The 18,029-nt window shown below is 62.1% G+C and carries 15 protein-coding genes; 6 read left to right on the top strand and 9 right to left on the bottom strand.

Going from position 1 to position 18,029, the window contains the following annotated elements; translation table 11 throughout:
• Positions 1-113: 113 nt before the first annotated feature.
• From H0I86_RS24960 to H0I86_RS24950, 3 genes are all read right to left on the bottom strand, one after another.
• On the bottom strand, positions 114-1,487 hold the full coding sequence (locus tag H0I86_RS24960) for a carbohydrate porin (RefSeq protein WP_180922553.1): 1,374 nt from the start codon (positions 1,485-1,487) through the stop codon (positions 114-116).
• 323 nt (positions 1,488-1,810) lie between these two features.
• Positions 1,811-2,833 (bottom strand): hypothetical protein, encoded by a 1,023-nt coding sequence (locus H0I86_RS24955; RefSeq protein WP_180922552.1) that lies wholly within the window; start codon positions 2,831-2,833, stop codon positions 1,811-1,813.
• Between the two features lie 231 nt (positions 2,834-3,064).
• A complete protein-coding gene (locus H0I86_RS24950; RefSeq protein ID WP_180922551.1) occupies positions 3,065-5,104 on the bottom strand; it encodes a TonB-dependent receptor in 2,040 nt (679 codons plus the stop codon).
• A 349-nt stretch (positions 5,105-5,453) separates the two neighbouring features.
• Between H0I86_RS24950 and H0I86_RS24945 the strand changes: the two genes are divergently transcribed.
• Both H0I86_RS24945 and H0I86_RS24940 read left to right on the top strand, forming a co-directional pair.
• On the top strand, positions 5,454-5,684 hold the full coding sequence (locus H0I86_RS24945) for a VF530 family protein (RefSeq protein ID WP_007923118.1): 231 nt from the start codon (positions 5,454-5,456) through the stop codon (positions 5,682-5,684).
• Positions 5,685-5,693: 9 nt separating this feature from the next.
• Positions 5,694-6,353: a Pr6Pr family membrane protein gene (locus tag H0I86_RS24940; RefSeq protein ID WP_180922550.1), complete on the top strand. Its 660-nt coding sequence runs from the start codon at positions 5,694-5,696 to the stop codon at positions 6,351-6,353.
• Between the two features lie 84 nt (positions 6,354-6,437).
• Here the strand turns inward: H0I86_RS24940 and H0I86_RS24935 are convergent, their stop codons facing one another.
• The 3 genes from H0I86_RS24935 to H0I86_RS24925 form a co-directional block, all read right to left on the bottom strand.
• A complete protein-coding gene (locus H0I86_RS24935; protein ID WP_180922549.1) occupies positions 6,438-7,223 on the bottom strand; it encodes a siderophore-interacting protein in 786 nt (261 codons plus the stop codon).
• Complete coding sequence (locus tag H0I86_RS24930) at positions 7,220-7,795, bottom strand: PadR family transcriptional regulator (RefSeq protein WP_180922548.1); 576 nt, start codon at positions 7,793-7,795, stop codon at positions 7,220-7,222. The genes H0I86_RS24935 and H0I86_RS24930 overlap by 4 nt, the downstream gene beginning before the upstream one ends.
• 249 nt (positions 7,796-8,044) lie before the next feature.
• A complete protein-coding gene (locus H0I86_RS24925; RefSeq protein WP_180922547.1) occupies positions 8,045-11,152 on the bottom strand; it encodes a transglycosylase domain-containing protein in 3,108 nt (1,035 codons plus the stop codon).
• Positions 11,153-11,731: 579 nt separating this feature from the next.
• On the opposite strand from H0I86_RS24925, the gene H0I86_RS24920 reads away from it, so the two are divergent.
• Positions 11,732-13,153, top strand: a complete 1,422-nt coding sequence (locus H0I86_RS24920; protein WP_180922546.1) for an amino acid permease — start codon at positions 11,732-11,734, stop codon at positions 13,151-13,153.
• Between the two features lie 127 nt (positions 13,154-13,280).
• Here H0I86_RS24920 and H0I86_RS24915 read toward each other — a convergent pair whose 3' ends face one another.
• A complete protein-coding gene (locus H0I86_RS24915) occupies positions 13,281-13,880 on the bottom strand; it encodes a hypothetical protein (RefSeq protein ID WP_180922545.1) in 600 nt (199 codons plus the stop codon).
• A gap of 10 nt (positions 13,881-13,890) precedes the next feature.
• On the bottom strand, positions 13,891-14,487 hold the full coding sequence (locus H0I86_RS24910) for a papain-like cysteine protease family protein (RefSeq protein WP_180922544.1): 597 nt from the start codon (positions 14,485-14,487) through the stop codon (positions 13,891-13,893).
• Between the two features lie 369 nt (positions 14,488-14,856).
• On the opposite strand from H0I86_RS24910, the gene H0I86_RS24905 reads away from it, so the two are divergent.
• Genes H0I86_RS24905 through H0I86_RS24895 form a run of 3 tightly spaced genes read left to right on the top strand, consistent with a single transcriptional unit; the run spans position 14,857 to position 17,679 of the window.
• Positions 14,857-15,231, top strand: coding sequence for a GtrA family protein (locus H0I86_RS24905; RefSeq protein ID WP_180922543.1), 375 nt, complete (start codon positions 14,857-14,859; stop codon positions 15,229-15,231).
• Positions 15,228-16,169, top strand: coding sequence for a glycosyltransferase family 2 protein (locus tag H0I86_RS24900; RefSeq protein ID WP_180922542.1), 942 nt, complete (start codon positions 15,228-15,230; stop codon positions 16,167-16,169). The genes H0I86_RS24905 and H0I86_RS24900 overlap by 4 nt, the downstream gene beginning before the upstream one ends.
• A 1-nt stretch (position 16,170) precedes the next feature.
• Positions 16,171-17,679, top strand: a complete 1,509-nt coding sequence (locus tag H0I86_RS24895; protein ID WP_180922541.1) for a glucosyltransferase domain-containing protein — start codon at positions 16,171-16,173, stop codon at positions 17,677-17,679.
• Between the two features lie 22 nt (positions 17,680-17,701).
• Here the strand turns inward: H0I86_RS24895 and H0I86_RS24890 are convergent, their stop codons facing one another.
• Positions 17,702-17,986: a putative quinol monooxygenase gene (locus H0I86_RS24890; RefSeq protein ID WP_180922540.1), complete on the bottom strand. Its 285-nt coding sequence runs from the start codon at positions 17,984-17,986 to the stop codon at positions 17,702-17,704.
• Between the last annotated feature and the right edge of the window lie 43 nt (positions 17,987-18,029).

The raw sequence follows: 18,029 nt of genomic DNA, 5'->3' as shown, positions 1-18,029 counted from the left end.
ACGTTTAAGGTAGTCCCGCGCTTGTTCACTGTAGATGACGATCAGGCGCGGGCATGGTTCAGCAGTGTTTGGGAAAAACAGTTTTATTCAGATTGGGTGAGCCCCAGGGCTTATCAGAACGAACTCTGGATCTTGATCCCGCCGATCAGCGCGTCGTCGACCTTGTCCACGCCACCCGGGTGGCGGATGTATTGCAGGTTCGGGCGCACGGTCAGCCAGTTGGTGAGGTGCACGCCGTAGTACAGCTCGGCGCTGTATTCGGTGTCCTGGGGCGGCAGGTAGGCCGGGTTGTCGTAGTCCTGGATGAGGTTGGCCTGGTTGGTCGCTTCGGCGTTCTTGCGGTAGGCCGGGTTGACGTGGACCCGGGCCATGGCGAAGCCGATGTCGTCCTTGGCGCGCGCATCGAACAGGCCCTTGTAGACCAGACCGGCCTGGACGTAGTTATCGATAGCGTTGGTCTTCTTGTCGTGCAGGGTCGCGTTGGCGAACAGGCTCAAACCGCGAGAGTGGTCGCTGGCCAGGCTGGTGATTTGCTGTTGCGCGCCCAGCCACAGGCCGTGCTTGCTCGAACTGCTGCGATAGGCCTCGCCGCTCAAGGCCGTCGGCTGGCCGTTGCTGTCCTTGTACACGTCGCTGGCCTTGGCGCTGCTGTAGTAGTAACCGGCGCGGTATTCACCCGGCAGGCCGTTGAGCTTTGGCGTCCACACCAGCTCCACCGGCAGCAGGGTGCCCTGGGTGCCGCTGCCGCTGAGCTTGAAGCCGTTGCCGCGCTCGAGGTTGGACGGGTTCTGCTCATAGGCGCCGATCTGCGCGTAGAGCTCAGGGGTCAGGTGATATTTGACTCGCAGCGCCCATTGGCTGACCGGCCAGTTGTACCAGACGCTGCCAGCCCAGTTGCCGACCTGGGAGCCACAGAACGCCAGGTTCTGGAAGTCGCAGGGGAAGCTATTGAAGTCTTCGCCCTGGCCGAACCGGCCGACCTTGATATCGAGCTTCTGGTCGAAGAATTTCTGCTGGTACCACATCTGCGTCAGGCGCCAGGTCTGGCCGCGGCCCCAGACTTCCTGGGCCGAGGTGAAGCCGCCGACCCGCGGATCGTTGATGCGGTCGTTGCTGATGTTGTCACCGTCGCGCTTGGTGATGGTCAGTTGGAACTCGGCATCGTTCCAGCCGAGGATCTTGCCCAGGTCCAGGTGGCTGCCGAAGGCGAACTGGTCGCTGAAGCGTGCGGTGCGGTCATGGTCGTAACCGCCATGCAGGTTGGCGCCCATTTCGCCGACGAAGTCGATCTTGAAGTCGTAGCCTTTTTTCGCCAGCTCGGTACGGTTGCCATTCCAGTCGCCGAGCATCCAGGGGGACTCGCTGTCGAAGGCCGGCGCGGCCTGGGCGCAAGTGGCCAGGCCGAAGGCGCTGAGCAGGGTCATGGCTTTCTGGCTGGCGGTAGGGTGAAAGACAGCGCTGTCTTTGAGAGGCTTGAAATTAGGCATAAGTTGTCAGGTAAGGGCTTTTTATAAGTGGTCAGAAACAGGGGATATCGCGCCTTGCGAACCTTGGGATCGCAAGCGGTAGCCACTGTTTTAAGGAAAAAAAACGATTCAGCGTTGGGGGCGTAAGGATAAAGCGCCTCCTCTTGGAGAGAAAGCGCTTTTAGTGACATGAATCATTTCGGATTTGGTAACAGTGTGCTTTTTTCTGCCGTTTGTATTCGGCACGAAACTACCGTCAATCTTCTTCCAGTCAAACAGGGGGCAAGTCGTTCTATTTTGAACAACTTGCTCTTGTGTCGGGCTGATTCAACTAAGAGAGCGCTTCAGACTTCTTTTCTCCAGCCGGAGAACGTGATGGACGTTCCTTCTTCCTCTTTGTCCTTGATCTCGATCTTGTAAGTACCGCCGCCAGCTACACCGTCAATCAGGGCTTTTTCATCGTTTGCGCGTAGCTCGGCGCCTTTGGCTTGCTCCTGGTAGAACTTCACGACCTCGGAGAACGGCGCATAGGTTTGCAACAGCACCTCGAAATCATGCCGCGGCCGGCCGGCCAGTTCGTCGTAGTCTCCATAAATCGGCGCGCCTTTCAGGCCCGGGGTGGTGAAAAAACCATCAACGCCCGCGCCCACTAAGTGGGAGTTTTTGGGCAACAACGCAAGCATTGCCTTGGGGAAATCGGCGGGCAGTTGCGCGGCGCTCCAAGAGTCCTTTTTCGGGTCGGTGGTGATGTATTCAACCGTGGCAATCTTTTGCGCGCGAGCACGAGTTTCGGGATCTTCACTTTCGGCCCAGAACGCGACCATTGGCGGCAACTGTTTGCTCCAGGCAATGATTGGCTCGGCGTCACTCTTCTGCGCATCTTTGGCCTGGAAGATGGTCAGCACGGTTTCGGGGCCTGGATTGCAGGACAACGACTCTGTCCTTGATTTGACGGTGCAGTGTCCATTCACCAAGCCTACGGCGATCAACTGCCCCTTGTCGTTCAACAGCAATGCGGCGCGTTCATCGCCATGATCGTGATCCATGGCAGTGAACATTTTGCGCCCGGCAGGCACACCTTCCTCGAACGTCGAGAACTCTGAATCGAGGGAGTCCAATACTTGCGTCACGATCATGGAGCCGTCGCTGGTGAAGCTGCCAGTGGCGTAGCCGATGAAGTCAATCAGGGCCGCGCGAACTGCTGGATCTTCATTGAGCTGTGGCGGTCGTGCCGGGGCGGGGGCATCGGTGAGCAGTAGCACGGTTGTGCCATCTGCACGTTTTTCCGATTGAAGTGACAGTGCGACGGCGTCAAGCGAGAGGGTGAGAGCCAAAAGCACGGCGAACGGGCGTGTGAGGTTGAACAAGGGGTCAGTCCTTTGTTGGATGGAAATCCGGTTTCTGCGGGAGGTCACGGGTTGATGGCACTGCTTCAGGCCGTCATGACAGGTACGCAACCTTGGAAAGATAAAGCGGCGCATTTTGCCCGGTCACGGCCTGGCGGTACAGGCTGGGGATTCCGGAATGCCGTGGGAGTCAGGTTCTGAGGGGAGGGGGGAGAGGAAAATCGCAGCCCGAAGGCTGCGATTGTGGGGGCCTCAGAAGGTGGTGCGCAAGCCGACCTCGATGCTGCGCCCCTGGGCTGGGGCGATGTCGCGCAGGATCGAACTGGCGTAACGCACGGTCTGGTTGGTCAGGTTCTCGCCCTTGACGAAGGCCAGCCACTGGCTGCTGCCGATGTCGAAGTGGTAACCGGCGCTGGCGCCCAGGGTGGTGTAGCCGGCGGTGCCGCTTTCGTTGTCCGGCACGCGACGTTGGCTGGCGGCGTGTTCGACATCGATGCGCGCCTGCCAGCGATCCAGTTCCCACAGCAGGCCGCTGTTCAGGCGTAGCGGGGCGATGCGCGGCAGGGCTTCGCCGTTGTCCAGGTTCTTGGCGCGGGTGTAGTCGCCGGACAGTTCCAGGGCGAACTTGCCGTAGGCGCTTTCGCCGAGTTTCCAATGATCCTGCGCTTCGATACCGGCAAACCGCGCGCGGACCCCGGAGTAGGTGTATTCCGGCATGCCGCCGGCGTCTTCCTCGCCTTCATCGTTGAGGGTTCGACCGCTGCCGAGCTGCCCGATGTAGTTGGAGAAGTGGCTGTAGAACACCCCGACGCTGCCTTTGTGGGTGCCATTGTCGAAGCGCAGGGCCAGGTCGCTGGACACGGCTTTTTCCTTCGACAGGTTGGCGTCGCCGACTTCATAGGTGCCGGTGGCCACGTGGGCGCCGTTGGCATACAGCTCGTAGAAGGTCGGGGCGCGTTCGGTGTAGCCCAGGGTGGCGGCCACGGACCAGATCGGCGTCAGGGTATAGACCGCGCCGGACGACAGGCTGCCGGCGGTGAAGCTGTTGGAGCTGTCGGCCTGGCTGAAGCGCTCGTTGCCTTTGCTGTCCGGGTCGACGCGGGTGTGTTCCAGGCGCCCGCCGAGGCTGAGTTTCAGGCGCTCGGTGGCCTGCAGTTCTTCGAGGATGAACAGTGCGGCGCTGTCGGTATCGGTCTGGGGCACGAAGGCTTCTTCGCCGAGCGCGGAAAACTCGCTGCGGCTGACCTGGGTGCCGATCACCCCATTGAGCGGGCCGAGGGGCCGGTGACGGGCTTCGACACGGGCTTCGTAACCCTTGTTCTTGAAGATAGTGCCGGTCTCGCCGCCTTCGATTTCGCGGTGTTCGTAATCGGTGTAGCCAGCATCGAATTTCAGCGAGCTGAATGGACCGTCGAGATTGCGCAGTTCCGAGGCGAAGGCGTAGTGGTCCTGCTTCATGCGGATGCGCACGTCCTCTTCGGCGGGCGAGCCGTAGTTGGAGTCGTAGTTGCTGTAGGACAGCCCGGCGTAACCGTCGTCCCAGGTGTAGGAACCGCCGATGGCGCCGCCGTCCTGACGGCCGTCGCTGTTGCCCAGGCGGCCTTTCTTGCCGTCGCCGTCTTCACTCGGCGGGGCGTGGCGGCTGCGGGCGTAGCCGGGGATTTTCAGATCGTTGAACTGCCGCGAGTTGGCGTCCAGGTGCAGGGCGAAGGTGCCGTTGCCGGCTTCCAGCTTGCCCGCGCTGCTGCGGGTAGTGTCGGCACCGCCATAGCGCAATTCACCGGCACCGTGGATGCCTTCGATGGCCTCGGTGGGGATGCGGTTGTCGAAGGTGTTGACCACGCCGCCGATGGCGCTGCCGCCATACAGCAGGGCGGCCGGGCCACGGACGATCTCGATGCGCTCGACGTTGACCGGGTCCAGCGGCACCGCGTGGTCGTAGGACAGCGACGACGCATCCAGGGCGCCGACGCCGTTGCGCAGCAGGCGGATGCGATCGCCGTCCAGGCCGCGAATGATCGGCCGGCTGGCGCCCGGACCAAAGTAGGACGAAGACACGCCCGGCTGTTTATTCAGGGTTTCGCCGAGGCTGCCTTGCTGTTGCAGGGTCAGCTCGTCGCCTTCCAGCACCGTGCTCGGCGCTGCCGTTTGCTGGTTGCCCAGCGGGTTGGCGGTGATGACCTGCGGTTGCAGTTCCAGAGCGTGGGCCTGGGAGGCGATCAGCAAGGCAGCGGACAGTGGCGTCAGGCGCCAGAGTAGAGAGCGAGAAGGGCGGTGGGCAGAGAGGGACATCGGTCATTCCTTGGCAAGCGCAGGGCTGTGCGCTTTGAGTCAAAAGAGAACAGGCGTGACACGGCGAGGTGTCTGGATCAGGGGGTTGCCTTGTATTGATACAATATAACATCTCTTTTGGCGCGAAAAGGAAGGAACTTTTTCAGGAGAGGGGACATTCGTTTCGATGTAGCCGCTGCCGCAGGCTGCGATCGAGCGGAACGCTCGCGGCGATCTCAGGTGCATGAGCGCCTTCGGCGCTATCGCAGCCTGCGGCAGCGGCTACAGTTGATGAGTGTTCGCCCTTCCACCGGATCGAACCCTCGGCTAAGGTGCGCGACTTCCTTTTTCTCTTGCTCAAAGGTCCGGCATGACTGCAACGAACAACGACCCGCTGCACGGCGTCACCCTGGAACAGATCCTCAAGGCGCTGGTGGAACATTACGAATGGCAGGGGTTGGCCGAGCGCATCGATATCCGTTGCTTCAAGAGCGACCCGAGCATCAAGTCGAGCCTGACCTTTCTGCGCAAGACGCCTTGGGCGCGGGAGAAAGTCGAGCAGCTGTACGTGAAATTGCAGCGCACCAAACGCCCGCTCTAAGGACCTTCGATGGCTGTCGAGCCGGTTTTTCCTTCAGGCGGCAAACGGCTGTTCACCGTGCTGGCCGCATTGCTCGGCTGGGCGGGTCTGACGATCCAGCTGTACCTGATCCTCCATCTGCGCTGGACGGTGGACGCCAGCCTGCTGGGCGGGCTGATCAATTTTTTCAGTTTCTTCACCGTGCTCACCAACACCCTGGTGGCGGTAGTGCTGACCTGTGCCCTGAACCTGCGCAGCTCACGGGGGCAGCGGTTTTTTCTGCAACCCTGGGTCAGCAGCGGTATCGCGGTCAGCATTCTGGTGGCGGGGCTGGCGTACAGCCTGTTGCTGCGTCATTTGTGGCATCCCCAGGGTTGGCAGTTGGTGGCGGACGAGTTGCTGCACGACGTGATGCCGTTGCTGTTTCTCGTCTACTGGTGGTGCTGCGTGCCCAAGGGCAGCCTGGGGTTGCGGCATGTCGCCGGGTGGATGCTCTACCCGCTGCTGTACTTCGCTTATGTGCTGCTGCGCGGGCATGTGCTGGGGTTGTATCCCTATCCTTTTGTCGACGTGGACAAGCTGGGCTACGCACAGGCGTTCGTGAATGCGCTGGGGATCCTGGCGGGGTTTGTGCTGGTGGCGCTGGGGATTGTCGGGCTGGATCGTTGGCTGGGGCGTCGCCAGGCTTGATTGTGCGGTGAACTGGAAGGTGTCATCGCGGCCAAGCCTCGCTCCTACAGAGGCAGGTCTGTAGGAACGAGGCTTGGCAGTTCGTCACTCTTCCTCGCTACTGTCCAGGCGCCAATAACCGGCGGCCTTCACGAACGCGTCGTCGAGTCGGTGCTCGTCCAGCAGCACCCGGCGAATCTGCCGCGAGACTTTGCTTTCCGTGGCCACCCAGGCGTACAGCTTGCCGCTGGGTATCTGTAGCCCGCGCACGGTGCTGATCAGGTCCTGCTGGCCGCCGTCGCGTTCGACCCAGATCATCTCGACCTGCGCTGCGCTCTGCAGCACCTGCCGCTCGGCGGCGTCCTGGATCTCGATCACCGCCAGCACCTGGCGCCCGGCCGGCAGTTCTTCCAGGCGCCGGGCAATGGCCGGCAGCGCGGTTTCATCACCGATCAGCAGGTAGCTGTCGAACATGTCCGGCACGATCATCGAGCCGCGGGGCCCGCCGATATGCAGGAACTGGCCGGGCTTGGCCTGTTCGGCCCAGGTCGAGGCGGGGCCGTCGCCGTGCAGGACAAAATCGATATCCAGCTCACCGATGTCCAGGTCGTAGCGCCGTGGCGTGTAGTCGCGCATGGCCGGCATTACACCGTTGTCCTTGCCCGGGCCCAGCACCAGGGTTTCCAGGGCGGCCTGCTGCTCAGCGTTCTGCGGGAACAGCAACTTCACATGATCGTCGCTGCCCAGGCTGATGAAGCCGGCGAGTTCCGGCCCGCCCAGGGTGATGCGGCGCATGCGTGGGGTCAGGTCGAGCACCCGCAGCACTTCCAGGCGGCGGCGTTTGATCTCGTGGCTGACCCGATGAATCGTTGGTGAATTGTCTGCGCTCATTCAGCTGACTCCTGGGTAGAAGGGGTGGCCGGGCCGTCGACGATGGCGCGGGCGGTATTGTTCAGCAGGTCGCGGACCCGCACGATCTCTTGCGGGTTCCAGCGGCCGTGGTGCATCTGCAGGGCGTGGCGCAGGTTGTGCACCGCCTCGTGGATTTCCGCCGGGCGATCGTGGCCGCGCAGCGAGCGCTTGCTGACGTCTATACGCATGCGCACGCCGTCCAGGGCAATCGCCTGGTCCTGTAATGACTGACGACCGGCCTCGGTCACGCTGTAGCGTTTTTTCCCGCCTTCGGCGTCGCCGCTGATCAATTCGCTCTCTTCGAGGAAGGTCAGGGTCGGGTAGATCACGCCCGGGCTCGGGCTGTAGGCGCCATCGAACATGCCTTCGATCTGGCGGATCAGGTCATAGCCGTGGCATGGCTGCTCGGCGATCAGCGCCAGCAGCAGCAGCTTCAGGTCGCCGGGGGCGAAGACCCGCGGGCCGCGGCCGCCGCGTTCGCGCCCGGGGCGTTTTTCGAAACCGTCGTGGCCGTTGCCGTACTCGCGGTGGGGATGCTGGTGTTCTCTCATTTTCTCTTTCTCCTGTTCGGTTAAGACATAACTTAAGATATATCTTAAAAATTGCGCAAGCATTTCTGCGCCTGCCAGGCCAGCCGTTGGTCGGAGAATGAATTCGAGGGGGGCATGGCTGTAGCCGCTGCCGAAGGCTGCGATAAGGTCCGGAGGACCTTTTGAGGGCCTCAAGAGCACGCCTCCTGCGGAGTCGATCGCAGCCTGTGGCAGCGGCTACAGGCAGCGGTTATTGGACTACGGGAGGCGTCAGCGTTGGGCCAGGCTGCCCAGGCATTGGGTATTGCTGCCCGGTTGCAGGTACGGCGTGAGGATCGGCGCCATACCCTTGAGCACCTGGACCGGCAAGGCCGAGGTGAACTTGAAGCCTTGGGCCGAGGCGCCCGGTACATAGGCGGTCAGGGTGCCGAAGTGGTGTTCGCCGATATAGAACACGAAGGTGGCGGTGCGGTTGATGGATTTCGAACTGAGAATCCGTCCGCCGGAGCCGACGGCCTCGATGCGGTTGTCGCCGGTGCCGGTCTTGCCGCCCATGGCCAGCGGGGTGCCGTCAGCGAGCTTGAAGCTGCCGGAGAGGCGCCTGGCGGTACCGGCATCCACCACTTGCGACAAGGCGCCACGTAGCGCGGTGGCCACTTCCGAAGGCATCACCCGCTTGCCCTCGGCCGGGTCGTTGACCAGCTTGGTTTCATAAGGCGTATCGGCGGCGAAATGCAGGCTGTCGATGCGCAGGGTTGGCATGCGCACGCCGTCGTTGAGGATGGTGCCGACCAGTTCGGCCAGCGCCGCGGGGCGGTCGCCGGAGCTGCCGATGGCGGTCGCCAGCGAGGGCACCAGGTGGTCGAAGGGGTAGCCGACTTTCTGCCAGCGCTGGTGAATGTCGAGGAACGCCTCGATCTCCAGCATGGTGCGGATGCGGCTGTCGCGCGCGCTCTTGTGCCGGCTCTTGAACAACCAGCTGTAGACCTCCTGGCGCTCGAATTCACTGGCTTTGACGATCTCGCTGAACTTGGCGTCGGGGTTGTTCAGCAGGTAGCCGAGCAGCCACAGGTCCAGCGGGTGCACCTTGGCGATATAGCCCTGGTCGGGCAGGTCGTAGGAGCCGGGGCCGTAGCTGTAATAGAGCTTGTCCAGGCGTTCGTCGGTGAGCTTTTCGGTGAGTTTGGCGCCCTTGAGGTGCGAGCGAATGAAACTGTTGAAACTCTCCTGGCTGGCTTCCGGCAGCAGGTAGCGGTGCACGGCCGCCAGGCGGATCGGCGTCGGGTGCATGCTGTCGAGGAAGGTGTCCAGGCGCGCCTGGGTGTCCTTGTTGCGGTATTTCTTCCAGAACCGCAGGAGGAAGGAGGTTCCCTCGCGGTCGGCGAACTTGGCCAGGTATTCCTGGCGCCGCGGGTCGCCGTCATCCTTGAGCAGGTTGGCGCTGTTGCTCGGGCCGGCATAGGTGCTGTAGCGCACCAGGTCGCGCATCAGGCGGATGAAGGGCAGGTTGATGGACTCGCGCAGGGCGTCGCGCAGGGTCGGCATGCGGCCGTTGTCTTCCTTGCGGAAGTTATGAAAGGTGTGCAGCCCGCCGCCGGTGAAAAAGCTCTCGCCGGGGCTGGCCGAGTATTTGCGGTCCAGGGCCGCCTCGAGCATTTTCGGCAGGCTGCGGTCGCTGTTCTGGATCAGGTAGTCCACGGCCCAGCGGCTCAGGCGGTCCTGTTCGGCGATTTCGACTTTCTTCAGCACCGCCGGGGTTTCGGCGCCGTACTGCTCGTACAGTTCGGCAATGATCTGCAGGTAGGTGGTCAGGACTCGCAGCTTGGCGGTGGAGCCCAGCTCCAGCTTGCTGCCTTCGTTGATGTCGAAGGGCTGGTCGGTGCTGTCGGTCTGGACCCGCACCCGCGAACCGTCCGGCGTCAACTCGAGCAGGGTGAAGCTGTAGCGCACCTGGGTGGTGCTGGTCGGCGTCAGCAGGCGTTCGCCGAGCAGGCCGATCTCGCCGGCGAACACCGGGTCGGCCAGGTGCTTGAGGTACTCGGTGGCCTGGCGTTGCAGGTCGCTTTGCAGGGTGCTGGTGGCCGACAGGTCGAGGCGGTCGAGGTCGTACAGCGGCCGGTTGAGCAGGCCGGCCAGGCGGCTGCGGGCGACGCTGATGCCCTTGTTGGTTTCGATCGGCTGGATCGTCGGTTGCTGCACCCAGTCGCGGAAGGTGGCCTTGCTGGCCAGGGCGGCTTCGGACAGCGGCGTATCGATCACGCCATTCTGGGTCAGCAGGCGGATATGGCTGTCGGTGAGTTCGGCCAGCTCTCGGCGGCCCTTGGACAGGTAATGCGAAGGGCGGCGCTGGGCGATCATCAGCGACAGCACCTGGCGCAGGGCCAGGCCGCGTTGCGCCAGGCTCTGCGGATCGCTGGCGGTGCTCGCCAACTGCTCATTGACCTGGGCGAAGTCGGCGCCGTACCAGACCCGCAGTCCTTCGGCCATGCCGTGCACTTCACCGTGGCCGGGCACCGCCGACAGCGGCACGCTGTTGAGGTAGTCGCGGATGATGCGTCGCCGGGCCTCGAGGGTCTGCTGGCCGCCCTGGTAGGCGCGCACGCTGGCGGAAATCATCTGGCGGAGCTTTTCCGCGCCGGACACGGTCAGGCCGTCCGGCGAGTGCCGGTACTTTTCCAGTTGGGTCGCCAGGGTGCTGCCGCCCGCCGTCTGCCCGGGCAGGTGCAGGAGCTTGGCCACTTGCGACCAGGCGGCCTTGGCGAAGCGCGGCCAGTCCACCGCCGGGTTGGCCAGGGGCTGCTCGGGATCGAGCAACTCGCGGTTCTCGATGAACAACAGGCTGCGCACTATCACCGGCGGGATGGCGGCAAAGTTCGAATAGAGCTGTTGCGGGTACTTGAATTGATAGAGCGGCGCCGCGCGGCAATCGGTGATCGACAGCCCGGCCTGAATCTTCTCGGTATAGGGTACGAAGAAGCCGTTTTCGCTGTAGTTCATCAACGCGGGGGAGAAGCGGGTCTGGGCCTCCACCACGTAACCGCGCTTGAGCAGGCGCGCGATGAAATCATCGAGGACGCTGTAGCCCAGGCGTTTGTCGAAGGGGCCGGCGCCGGGGTAGACGATGGCATCGCTGGGCCCGGGCGCCATGGAGTAGTTCAGGTCCGCGGCGAACTTGCTGAGCTCGCGCGCCTGCAGTTTCGAGGTGCGCATTTCCTTGGACGCGGCAAAGCCGAGGGCGACCAGCGCCATCAGCAGCAATAGCCAGAACAGCCGCCACCAAAGCCGGCTTGAATGGGACTTTTCAGGGATAGGCGCTTCTTCCACGCGATCAGTTGGCACTACATTTTTACTCGAATCGGTCTGTCGCAAAGCACCCATAGTCGACTGATCCATTCACGCAAATTGATCGGACTTGTCTGAAGCTTAGACGGTGGTGGGCAATGGTGAAAAATTTGTGATCGACCTGAAAGCAATCACCTCTTTTGTAGGAACGCAGGTGTTGGCGATAGACCCGCGAGCGCCGCGGTATAACGGAAACACCGCATCATCCTTGACGACCCGCGCGGGCAGGCGCGGGTCCGGGAGTATTCGACGGGGGCGGGAAAGGGGTGAGATAGAGCCATCGCAGCCGGTAAATAGGTCCTAGGTAGGGGCATGACGCTGCACCATGGCTGTGCAATACTCGGCGCCGTTCAAAAATGACAAACGGCGAAAATTTCAGGTAATGCCACTCCGCAAAACCCGAAGATACCGAGATTTCTCTCTGAATTTAGCTGTTTATAGAGTGAAAAAGCCTGCCGTCAGCTTTTTATACTGCTCGCCCCACTGATCTTGCAGGATTTGTCCTACAAGACGTGTCGGCCCATAAGGTCGATCCGATCTGGCGGGTACGGGTTATCCGTCCGTGCCTTACAGACTCGGTGGCTCACATCCAATAACAAGATGAGGTTGTACCCTATGCCAGTTGGCAACCACCTGCCCCAAGGCGGGACCGCTCAAGGCGGCCCGCTGAAACGCGAACTAGGCGAACGGCATATTCGCTTGATGGCGCTTGGCGCCTGTATCGGTGTCGGCCTGTTCCTCGGTTCGGCCAAGGCCATTGAAATGGCCGGTCCGGCCATCATGCTGTCCTACATCCTCGGCGGCCTGGCGATTCTGGTGATCATGCGCGCCCTCGGCGAGATGGCCGTGCATAACCCGGTCGCGGGTTCCTTCAGTCGTTACGCGCAAGACTACCTCGGCCCGCTGGCGGGCTTCCTCACCGGCTGGAACTACTGGTTCCTGTGGCTGGTGACCTGCGTCGCGGAAATCACCGCGGTGGCGGTGTACATGGGCATCTGGTTCCCCGACGTGCCGCGCTGGATCTGGGCCCTGGCGGCCCTGGTGAGCATGGGCTCGATCAACCTGATCGCGGTCAAGGCCTTCGGTGAGTTCGAGTTCTGGTTCGCCCTGATCAAGATCGTCACCATCATCGCCATGGTCATCGGTGGCGTCGGCATCATCGCCTTCGGTTTCGGCAATGACGGTGTGGCACTGGGTATTTCCAACCTGTGGACCCACGGCGGTTTCATGCCCAACGGCGTGACCGGCGTGCTGATGTCGCTGCAGATGGTGATGTTCGCCTACCTGGGCGTGGAGATGATCGGCCTCACCGCCGGTGAAGCGAAGAACCCGCAGAAGACCATTCCCAACGCCATCGGCTCGGTGTTCTGGCGCATCCTGCTGTTCTATGTGGGCGCGCTGTTCGTGATCCTGTCGATCTACCCCTGGAACGAAATCGGCACCCAGGGCAGCCCGTTCGTGATGACCTTCGAGCGCCTGGGCATCAAGACCGCCGCCGGCATCATCAACTTCGTGGTGATCACCGCTGCGCTGTCGTCCTGCAACGGCGGCATCTTCAGCACCGGGCGCATGCTCTACAGCCTGGCACAGAATGGCCAGGCCCCGGCCGGTTTCGCCAAGACCTCGAACAACGGCGTACCGCGTCGCGCGCTGCTGCTGTCGATCTTCGCCTTGCTGCTGGGCGTGCTGCTCAACTACCTGGTGCCGGAGAAAGTGTTCGTCTGGGTGACCTCCATCGCCACCTTCGGCGCGATCTGGACCTGGGTGATGATCCTCCTGGCCCAGCTCAAGTTCCGCAAAGGCCTGAGCGCCTCGCAGCAGGCCGGCCTGAAGTACCGCATGTGGCTGTACCCGGTCAGTTCCTATCTGGCCCTGGCATTCCTGGTGCTGGTGGTGGGGCTGATGGCCTACTTCCCGGACACCCGCGTGGCGCTGTATGTGGGCCCGGCGTTCCTGGTGCTGCTGACGGTGCTGTTCTACCTGTTCAAGCTGCAACCGAACAATGCCCAGCAGGGCGCGGTGCGTTCGGCGTCGTAACCCCATCAGGCAATAAAACAAAAAGCCCCAGTCAGTGACCGGGGCTTTTTTATGCGGCGATCTTTCTGCGGTTCCGGGTTTTAGTGTTGCAACCCCTGTTCACCGCAGCCCGATCGCCGGTGCGCGGTCAGCTCCCCAACAGCCCCGTGGTGTCCGCGTCGAACGCCGCTTTCGCTCGCTGCGCGGCGGGCGCCAGCAGGGCCAGCAGCGCGGCCTCGCTGTACAGCTTGGTGCTCGCCAGGTGCTTGGGTGTCGGCTGGATCGGGATCAGCACGTCTTCATCGCTGGCGTGCAGCCAGATCGCCGCGACATGCAGCGCCGAGACAAACAACACACGCAGCTCGAAGGTCCGGCCTTTGAGGTGCGGCGCTTTTTCCGCCAGGTTCAGCGCATTGACCGTGGCCGACGCCAGGGCGCCGTGGTTCAGGGACGAGAACTCGACCTGGCCAGCGACCTCCGCCAGTTGGGCGTCGGCAATCGACACCCCGTCGCTGAACACCAGGTAATGCCAGTTCCCCAGCGTGGCCTGTTGCAGGCCTTTGCCTTGGGCCAGGTCGTCCAGGCTCAGCGAGTAGCCGCGGTAGGGCTCGGACAGGCTCACTTTACTGGCCGTGGCCTGGGCGAACTGGCGGTTGACGCCGAAACCTTTGCTCTGCAGGGCCGCCTGGAGAGCCGGGCGCAGTACCTGAGCGCCGTTGGCGGGTGCCTTGGGATAAGTCAGTTGCATGCTGCCCTCCTTAGTTTTTCCGGGTGAAGTAGGTGGTGGTCCAGTTGCCGCCGCCGTTGTACGAGCGCGGGAAGGTGTTCAGGGCGCGGGTCGAATAACCGTAGATGGAGTCCGCAATCAGCAGGTAGCTGCCGTTGGTGCCATAGATCGCCAGAAAGTGCGCGCCGCCGCCAAACCAGGCGCAGCGCAGGCCGACGGGGCGCCCCATGTTGATCTGGTTTTCGATGGCCGACAGTTGGATCGAACCCTGGCTCATGCCGCCAAAGCTGCGGGTGGTTTGCAGGGCCGAGTCCAGGTAGCCATACACGTTGCATGGCCCCGGTTGGTTGCAACAGGTATTGCGCCCCAGTTCCGCGTTGGCGACCCCGCATTGAGTCCAGGAACCGGTGCGGTAATAGTTGCCGACCGAGGCCGACAGTGCGGCCCAGCACCAGTTGGTCTGGGTTTGCTGCTGAATGCTGAAGTTGAGGCTGGCGGCCAGGGCGGCGTGTTCCGCGCTGTCGTCGACTTCGCTCAGTCCGGCATTGAGCAGGGTGCCGACCAGGCACTGTGGCAGTGCTTGCGCAGGGCCTGTGCGGGTAAAGGGTGTGTCTTCAAGGGTTAACATTTTCATCCTCCATGAGTGAAAACAAGCGTCCAGCTTGTGTCGTTGTTGCGTATTGCGATGAAGCGGTTTTCTGAGGCCCGTGACCGGCCTGGGGGGTTCGCCATCCTCGATGGCCTGCTCCGGTCGGGCTCAGGGGTAACCTTAGTTGCGATATGCATTTGTGCAAATAAAATTATGCATTTATGCAATTTTCTGTGGGCAAGCAGTCAAGCGAGGAGAGGCCAGGGAGGGGGTTGCACGACAACGGCCCATGCGGGCCGGCTTGGATGCCGCACGTCTGAAAGAGCGCTGGATCAGCGATTTCGCCAATCGATGGGCAGAAAAACCTGCCATACAAGTTGAGCGATATTCAACGCGGGAGAGTCACCAATGAGACTCTTATGGAAGGGAATCTCCAGATACACGGTGATCGGCATCGCCAACACCTTTATCCACTGGCTGGTGTTCTTTTTGCTGAGCCTGGTGGCGGGCCTCAGCCAGGCGCTCAGCAACCTGGCGGCCTTTTGCGTCGCAGCGTCGTTTTCTTTCTATATGAACGCGCGTTTCACCTTCACCGCCAGGAGGTCGGTCGGCGGTTATCTGCTGTTCCTGGGCGGCATGGGCGCGCTGAGCCTGGGTGTCGGGCATGCCGGGGATGTGTGGCGGCTGCCCGGCTTGCTGACGGTGCTGGTGTTTTCCGCCCTGAGCCTGGTGGCGGGTTTCCTGTTCGCCAAGTACCTGGTGTTCCGCGAGTGTGAGCCATGAAGATCTCGTTGATCGTTCCGGTCCTCAATGAAGAGCAGGCCATCGGCCTGTTCTACCAGGCGGTGCGTCGCGAGTTGCGCTTCGAGCAGGGCGAAGTCGAGATCGTGTTTATCAACGATGGCAGTTCCGACCGCACGGCCGATGAGGTCAAGGCCCTGGCGCAGGTGGACGAGCAGGTGCTGTTGATCAACTTTTCGCGCAATTTCGGCAAGGAGCCGGCGTTGTTCGCCGGGCTGGAACACGCCAGTGGCGATGCGGTGATTCCCATGGACGTCGACCTGCAGGACCCGATCAGTGTCATCCCGCGGCTGATCGAGGAATGGCAGATGGGCGCCGATGTGGTCCTCGCCAAACGCCGCAGGCGTACTGCCGACAGTTACTTGAGGCGTTGTAGCGCGGCGCTGTTCTACCACCTGTTGAACCGTATCGCCTACACCCGGATCGAGGAAAACGTCGGCGACTTCCGGCTGATGGATCGCAAGGTAGTCGATGTGATCCGTACCCTGCCCGAGCATCAGTTGTTCATGAAGGGTGTGCTGTCGTGGGCCGGCTTCACCACGGTGGTGGTGGAATACGAGCGCGCCGGGCGGGTGGCGGGCAACAGCAAGTTCAATGGCTGGAAACTGTGGAACCTGGCGCTGGAGGGCATCACCTCGTTCAGCACCGTGCCGTTGCGATTGTGGACTTATGTCGGTGGCAGCATCTCGATTTTCGCGGTGCTCTACGCGGTGTACATGGTCCTGGACAAGATCTTCTTCGGCAACAGCGTGCCCGGCTACCCTTCGTTGATGACCGCCATTCTGTTTCTCGGCGGCGTGCAGTTGATCGGCATCGGCATCCTCGGCGAGTACGTCGGCCGTATCTATATCGAGGCCAAGCATCGGCCGCGCTATGTGATCAAGGACGTCATCGGCGGCAAAGACCGCCTGGGGCTCTAGCATGGACAGAATGGGCAGCTTGCTCAGCGGGGAGCTCGGGCGCCGCCAGGTCTGGCTGTTTTTTCTGTTCGCCACCTTGTTGTATGTGCTGCCGCTGATCCTCGCGGACTTTCCCTATATCGATGACAACTGGCGTTCGCTGTCGGCCGGCACCGCCTGGACGGAGCAGGGGCGGTTGTTTACCGAACTGTTCTACAACGCCCTGACCTTCAGCCATGCTGCGCCGAACATCTTTCCCTTGCCGCTGCTGATCGCCACGCTTGCCATGGCCTCGGCCTTGACCCGCCTGACTTTCCATTATTACCCGCAGCCGACGGCTGCCTGCTGCATGGTGCTGTTGCCGCTCTGGTACAACCCGTTCTTTCTGCAGAACCTGTCGTATCAGTACGACGGCCCGGCCATGGCCTTGAGCCTGGTGGCGGTGATCTTCGCCATCACCTATCGCAACCCGTACCGCGTGTTGCAATGGCTGGTTCCGGCCTTGCTGGTCGCGCTGGCCATCGGGCTGTATCAGATCAGCATCAACGTGTTCCTGGGCCTGTGCTGCCTGGAGGTGATCCGCGGCGCCAATGACAAGACTGCCTGGCCACGCTGGTGGGAAATGATCGGCTGGAAGATCGCCCAGGCGGCCCTGGGCTGGATGATCTATTGCGTCACCGCCTACCCCTTCATGGATCAGACCCGCACCTTGCTGCTGAACTGGTCGGCGCAGCCCTTGCTGCAACTGCAGGTCAACATCGGCAGGGTGCTGGAAAAAGTCGTGCTGCTGTTTCACGGCGGGTTCGCCTGGGTGTTCGCCGCGCTGGCGCTGTGCGCCCTTGCCGGTTGCGTGCGGCTGGGGCTGAATCTGTTCAAGCGGCCGGACAGCGGCCTGAAAAAGGTCTTGATGGCGCTGGTCTGCCTGCTGGCATTGCCGCTGGTGATCTTGCTGGTGTCAGGGATCGCGCTGTTTTTCCGCGACTTCAATGAAGGCGCCCGGACCTTGATGGGTTTCGCGCTGCTGTTGGTGTTGCTGTTCTATCTGAGCCACCTGGCGTTGGCGGCGCTCCATGAGCGCTTGCCGCTGCTACTGATGGTGCCGCTGCTGGCGATGCTGTCGCTGTCGTTCGCCTATGGCCGGGTGCTGACGGTGCAGAAAACCCTGGCGGCCAGCGCGCTGTCGAGCCTTGAGCGCGACATTACCAGCCACCGACAGTTGCGCGAGGCCAAGCGCATTTATATGTCGGTGACCTATTCCGATCACTGGCTGCTGGCGGCCGCGGGCTCGTTCAAGCAGATGCCGGTGCTGCACTACCTGATGAACATCGACTTCTTCATGCTGGCCGAGAACCTGCCCAAGGTGGGCATTACCAACGTGGTCGCGGAAAGGGAGCGGCGCAATGCGACTCTGGTCGGTTACCAGGGCTATCTACCGCTGGTGGACAGCCGTTACTACCGGATCTACCTGCTGGGGGACTACGGTTTTATCGTCATGAAGGAACCGGCGCCGATCAAGACGCTGCATTGGTGAGGCACTGGCCTTATCCGCTGGATCAGAAGTGATCCATCAGCAGCACACGGCATTCCCTGGCCTGGAAGGCGTTGATCTGTGGCACCAGGCGGGTGAAGTGCTCGGTCTGGCAATGGGCCTTGAGTGCCGCGCGGTCTGGCCATTGCTCGATAAAGATGAAATGCCCCGGGTCTTGCTGGTCGACGAACAGGTCGTAGGCGATGCAGTCCGGTTCCTGGCGGGTTTTCTCCACCAGTTCGGCGTACCAGGGGCGCACGGTGTCGAGGTGTTCGGGTTTGATGAAGTCTTCGGCGATGACTTTGAGCACGGGTTTGCGTCCTTTGCCTATCGATAAATAGCGCCCCGCCGCA

Source organism: Pseudomonas chlororaphis subsp. aurantiaca (assembly GCF_013466605.1).
GTDB lineage: Bacteria > Pseudomonadota > Gammaproteobacteria > Pseudomonadales > Pseudomonadaceae > Aquipseudomonas > Aquipseudomonas chlororaphis_I.
This window is presented reverse-complemented; position numbering and strand designations above follow the sequence as displayed.

What these genes read in the sequence shown, in the direction of transcription:
- H0I86_RS24960 (WP_180922553.1), bottom strand. Translation starts at nt 1,487, where the DNA reads ATGCCTAATTTCAAGCCTCTCAAAGACAGCGCTGTCTTTCACCCTACC.
- H0I86_RS24950 (WP_180922551.1), bottom strand. Translation starts at nt 5,104, where the DNA reads ATGTCCCTCTCTGCCCACCGCCCTTCTCGCTCTCTACTCTGGCGCCTG.
- H0I86_RS24945 (WP_007923118.1), top strand. Translation starts at nt 5,454, where the DNA reads ATGACTGCAACGAACAACGACCCGCTGCACGGCGTCACCCTGGAACAG.
- H0I86_RS24940 (WP_180922550.1), top strand. Translation starts at nt 5,694, where the DNA reads ATGGCTGTCGAGCCGGTTTTTCCTTCAGGCGGCAAACGGCTGTTCACC.
- H0I86_RS24935 (WP_180922549.1), bottom strand. Translation starts at nt 7,223, where the DNA reads ATGAGCGCAGACAATTCACCAACGATTCATCGGGTCAGCCACGAGATC.
- H0I86_RS24930 (WP_180922548.1), bottom strand. Translation starts at nt 7,795, where the DNA reads ATGAGAGAACACCAGCATCCCCACCGCGAGTACGGCAACGGCCACGAC.
- H0I86_RS24925 (WP_180922547.1), bottom strand. Translation starts at nt 11,152, where the DNA reads ATGGGTGCTTTGCGACAGACCGATTCGAGTAAAAATGTAGTGCCAACT.
- H0I86_RS24920 (WP_180922546.1), top strand. Translation starts at nt 11,732, where the DNA reads ATGCCAGTTGGCAACCACCTGCCCCAAGGCGGGACCGCTCAAGGCGGC.
- H0I86_RS24915 (WP_180922545.1), bottom strand. Translation starts at nt 13,880, where the DNA reads ATGCAACTGACTTATCCCAAGGCACCCGCCAACGGCGCTCAGGTACTG.
- H0I86_RS24910 (WP_180922544.1), bottom strand. Translation starts at nt 14,487, where the DNA reads ATGTTAACCCTTGAAGACACACCCTTTACCCGCACAGGCCCTGCGCAA.
- H0I86_RS24905 (WP_180922543.1), top strand. Translation starts at nt 14,857, where the DNA reads ATGAGACTCTTATGGAAGGGAATCTCCAGATACACGGTGATCGGCATC.
- H0I86_RS24900 (WP_180922542.1), top strand. Translation starts at nt 15,228, where the DNA reads ATGAAGATCTCGTTGATCGTTCCGGTCCTCAATGAAGAGCAGGCCATC.
- H0I86_RS24895 (WP_180922541.1), top strand. Translation starts at nt 16,171, where the DNA reads ATGGACAGAATGGGCAGCTTGCTCAGCGGGGAGCTCGGGCGCCGCCAG.